Genomic DNA, 4,582 nt, shown 5'->3' with positions numbered 1-4,582 from the left:
GGGGAGGGCGCGCAGAACCGCGACCGCCCCTCCCGCCCCTCCCAGCACGCCGGGTCAGCGCCGTGCGACGCCCTCGGCCCGCGCGGCCGCGGCCACTGCCGCGGTGACGGCCGGCGCGACCCGCTCGTCGAACGGCGAGGGGATGACGTAGTCGGCCGCCAGTTCTTCCCCGACGACGTCCGCGAGCGCGTTCGCCGCCGCGATCTTCATGCCCTCGGTGATCCGGGACGCCCGGACCTGGAGCGCGCCGGCGAAGATGCCGGGGAACGCCAGCACGTTGTTGATCTGGTTCGGGTAGTCCGAGCGCCCGGTGGCGACGACCGCCGCGTACTTGTGGGCGATCTCGGGGTGGACCTCGGGATTCGGGTTGGCCATGGCGAACACGAACGCGCCCGGGGCCATCGAGGCGACGGCCGGCTCGGGGACCGTACCGCCGGAGACGCCGATGAACACGTCGGCTCCCGCCAGTGCCGTCTCCAGCGATCCGGTCAGGCCCGCCCGGTTCGTGATCTCGGCCAGTTCGCGCTTGACGTCCGTGAGGTCCTCGCGGTCCCGGCTCACGATGCCCTTGCGGTCGGCGACGGCGACGTCACCGATGCCCGCCTCCAGAAGGAACTTCGCGATGGCCACACCGGCCGCACCGGCACCGGAGATGACACCGCGGAGGTCCCCGAGCGTCCTGCCGGACAGCTTGGCCGCGTTGCGCAGGGCCGCGAGCGTCACCACGGCCGTGCCGTGCTGGTCGTCGTGGAAGACCGGGATGTCGAGGCGTTCCTGCAGCTTGCGCTCGATCTCGAAGCACCTGGGTGCCGAGATGTCCTCCAGGTTGACCCCGCCGAAGGACGGCGCGAGCCGCACGACGGTGTCGACGATCTCGTCCGCGTCCGTCGTGGCGAGTGCGATCGGGACCGCGTCCACCCCTCCGAACTGCTTGAAGAGGATCGCCTTGCCCTCCATCACCGGGAGGGACGCCTCGGGGCCGATGTCCCCGAGGCCGAGCACGGCGGTGCCGTCCGTCACGACGGCCACGACCTGCGACTTCCAGGTGTAGTCGTGGACGAGTTCGGGATTGTCCGCGATGGCGCTGCACACCTTGGCCACGCCGGGTGTGTACGCGAGGGACAGGTCGTCCTTGTCGCGGATCGGGACGGTGGACTGCACGGCCATCTTCCCGCCGCGGTGGAGGGCGAAGGCCGGATCGAAGGGCTCGTCCGCACCGAGCCCGTCCGCGCCGGCCGTACCGTGCGCCTTGCTGTCGCTGCGAGGATTGACGATCTCCGCTGCCATTGTGTTGACCCCTTAAGTCTTCATCAGTTGAGGGTGGCCACTCCTGGTTGAGGAGGGGTGGGCGGGCACCGCGTACGTTCCCGGCCCCGAGCGGTTGGCCCGCTCCGGCTGGGGAGTCACGTACGCGCGGGCGCGCCGCACACGCGCCCTGAGCCCCGGATGAGGGGTGTAAAGGTCTTTCTTACCGGACGGACCGTGCCACGGACGAGTCGGTATCGACGCGGTGACATGACTCATAGTCGAATATCTGGACAAGTCCACTAAGCGCCACAAAGGTCGCCCGAAGGTTGAGACGCACCGGAGATTCTCCGGAGGGGCGCGCACTTTCCAGCAGATGGTCCGGCCTTGCCAGGTCGGCCCGTTGAGGTTCGGGGGTCGCCCGTTACCCGATTTTGACATGACCGGCCCCCTGATTGGGTGAGTCCGAATGGCAAGATGCCCTAATCACACGAGGTGGCGGCACTCGAAGGTGCGTGCGTACCCACCCCACCAGCACTCCCTCACCGCCGGAGGATTTCGATCATGACCGCAAGCACCCTCTGTCGTACGACCGCGAAGTCCCGGATTGCCGCGGTCTGCGCAGTCGCGGTCGCCGGCACCCTGCTGCTGACCGCCTGCGGCGACCAGACCGAGAGCAGCTCGACGAAGACCGGTGACGGCGCGTCCGAGAACAGCGCCCCGCTCTTCGGCAAGCTGCCCGAGAAGTACCGGAAGTCCGGTGTCATCAAGGTCGGCACGAACGCCGAGTACGCCCCGATGGAGTCCGTCGAGAACGGGAAGATCGTCGGTGTCGACCCCGACATCGCCGAGGCCCTCGCCAAGCAGCTGGGCGTGAAGCTCGAATTCACCTCCGGCTCCTTCGACGGTCTGATCACCGCGCTCAACACGGGCCGCCACGACATCGCCATGTCGTCGATCACGGACAACCCGCAGCGCCAGCAGGGCCTGGACGAGAGCGGCAAGAAGCTCGGCAAGGGCGTCGACTTCGTCGACTACTTCCTGGCCGGCACCGCCGTCTACACCAAGAAGGGCAACCCCGAGGGCATCAAGTCCATCGAGGACCTGTGCGGCAAGGTCGTGGCCGTCCAGCGCGGCACCACCTACGAAGAGGCCCTGAAGAAGCAGTCCAAGGCCTGCACGGACGCGGGCTCCAAGGCCGTCAGGATCGAGCCCTTCGAGAACGACACCGAGGCCCAGACCCGGGTGAAGTCGGGCGGCGCCGTCGCCGGTGTCAACGACTACCCGGTCGCGGTCGACCTGGCCCGCAAGGCCGGTGGCGGCAAGGACTTCGAGGTCGTGGGCGAGCAGGTCGACGCCGGCCCGTTCGGTATCGCCGTGAGCAAGGAGAACACCGAGCTGCGGGACGTCATCAAGGAGGCCGTGGACGCGATCATCGCCGACGGCTCCTACAAGAAGGTGCTGGACAAGTGGGGCGCCGGCACCGGCGCGATCGACAAGGCCGCCATCAACGGCGGCAAGTGACCGGCGCACCACCGAAGGGCAGTCACCGTGACTGACAAGTTCGACAAGGTGCCCGGCGGCCCATCCGTCGCCACGGCACCCGTCTCCGTGGCCACCACCACCGCACCGGAGACCATCAGAGCCATACCCGTCCGGCACTACGGCCGCTGGATCAGCGGCGTGGTCGTCCTGGCCCTGCTCGCCGCCCTCGTGTACGCCTTCTCGCAGGGCGACATCGAGTGGCAGGCGGTGCAGGACAAACTGTTCGACGACAGCGTCCTGGCGGGCGCGGGCCGGACGCTGATGATCAGCGTGCTCGCCATGGCCCTCGGCGTGGTCCTGGGTGTGGTCCTCGCCGTCATGCGGCTCTCCAGCAACCCGGTGACCAGCTGGGTGGCGTGGCTGTACATCTGGTTCTTCCGCGGCACCCCGGTCTACGTCCAGCTGCTGCTCTGGTTCAACCTGGCGCTGGTCTTCCCGGTGCTGAACATCCCGTTCGTCTACAAGGACGAGATGACCGACGTGATGACGCCGTTCATGTGCGCCCTGCTGGGCCTCGCGCTCAACGAGGCCGCGTACATGGCGGAGATCGTCCGGGCGGGAATCCAGTCGGTGGACGAGGGCCAGACCGAGGCATCGCACGCGCTCGGCATGACCCAGGCGAAGACCATGCGCCGCGTGGTGCTCCCGCAGGCTCTGCGGGTGATCATCCCGCCGACCGGCAACGAGTTCATCAACATGCTGAAGACCTCGTCGCTGGTGTACGCGGTCACCTACAACGAGCTGCTGCGCTCCACCTCGCAGATCGGCTCGACCAGTTACGCGGTGATGGAGATGCTCTTCGTCGCCTCCATCTGGTACATCGTGATGACCAGCGTGTTCAGCGTGGGCCAGTACTACCTGGAGCGCCGTTACGCCCGGGGCAGCCTGCGGAACCTGCCGCTCACGCCGTTCCAGCGGGCCAAGGTCGCCCTCACCTCCTTCAGCAACCGCCCCTCCGGAGGTGTTTCCGCATGACCGCCATGGTGAAGGCCGAGGGCGTACACAAGTCCTTCGGAGCCGCGCACATCCTCAAGGGCATCGACCTGGAGGTCGCCCCGCGAGAGGTCTTCTGCCTGATCGGCCCGTCGGGCTCCGGCAAGTCGACGTTCCTGCGGTGCATCAACCACCTGGAACAGATCAACGCCGGGCGGCTGTACGTCGACGGCGAGCTGGTCGGCTACCGCCAGAAGGGTGACAAGCTGTACGAGCGCAAGGACAGCGAGGTGGCCCTCCAGCGCCGGGACATCGGCATGGTCTTCCAGCGCTTCAACCTGTTCCCCCACATGACGGCGATCGAGAACGTCATGGAGGCGCCGATCCAGGTCAAGGGTGAGGCCAAGGCCGTGGCCCGGGCCCGTGCGGAGCGGCTTCTGGACCGGGTCGGACTGTCCGACAAGGCGAAGAACTACCCGTCCCAGCTCTCCGGCGGACAGCAGCAGCGGGTGGCCATCGCCCGCGCCCTGGCCATGGAGCCGAAGCTGATGCTCTTCGACGAGCCGACGTCTGCGCTCGACCCCGAGCTGGTCGGAGACGTCCTCGACGTCATGCGGGGACTGGCCGAGGACGGGATGACGATGATCGTCGTCACGCACGAGATGGGCTTCGCCCGCGAGGTCGGTGACGCGCTGGTCTTCATGGACGACGGCGTGGTGGTCGAGTCCGGCCACCCGCGTGACGTGCTGACCGACCCGCAGCACGACCGGACGAAGTCGTTCCTGTCGAAGGTGCTGTAAGCACGCGGTCGTGCCGCCTCGGCACGACCGGGGAGAGGGCGGTACCGGCTCACGCCGGT

The 4,582-nt window shown here is 68.0% G+C and carries 4 protein-coding genes; 3 read left to right on the top strand and 1 reads right to left on the bottom strand.

Annotated elements, in window-relative coordinates; genetic code table 11:
* Positions 1–54: 54 nt before the first annotated feature.
* Entirely contained in the window at positions 55–1,287 is a 1,233-nt protein-coding gene (locus ABZ371_RS29245; RefSeq protein ID WP_358685152.1) for an NADP-dependent malic enzyme, read from the bottom strand.
* Positions 1,288–1,809: 522 nt separating this feature from the next.
* On the opposite strand from ABZ371_RS29245, the gene ABZ371_RS29240 reads away from it, so the two are divergent.
* From ABZ371_RS29240 to ABZ371_RS29230, 3 genes are read left to right on the top strand one after another with little or no spacing between them, the layout of a single operon-like run.
* The gene (locus ABZ371_RS29240; protein ID WP_358685150.1) at positions 1,810–2,769 is read left to right on the top strand and encodes an ABC transporter substrate-binding protein; all 960 of its coding nucleotides are present in this window, start codon (positions 1,810–1,812) and stop codon (positions 2,767–2,769) included.
* A gap of 48 nt (positions 2,770–2,817) precedes the next feature.
* A complete protein-coding gene (locus ABZ371_RS29235) occupies positions 2,818–3,765 on the top strand; it encodes an amino acid ABC transporter permease (RefSeq protein ID WP_358685155.1) in 948 nt (315 codons plus the stop codon).
* Positions 3,762–4,523 carry an amino acid ABC transporter ATP-binding protein gene (locus ABZ371_RS29230; protein WP_358685148.1) on the top strand — a complete coding sequence of 254 codons (762 nt, stop codon included), beginning with the start codon at positions 3,762–3,764 and terminating at the stop codon, positions 4,521–4,523. The genes ABZ371_RS29235 and ABZ371_RS29230 overlap by 4 nt, the downstream gene beginning before the upstream one ends.
* Positions 4,524–4,582 lie beyond the last annotated feature (59 nt).

Source organism: Streptomyces sp. NPDC005899, from assembly GCF_040629645.1.
GTDB lineage: Bacteria > Actinomycetota > Actinomycetes > Streptomycetales > Streptomycetaceae > Streptomyces.
This window is presented reverse-complemented; position numbering and strand designations above follow the sequence as displayed.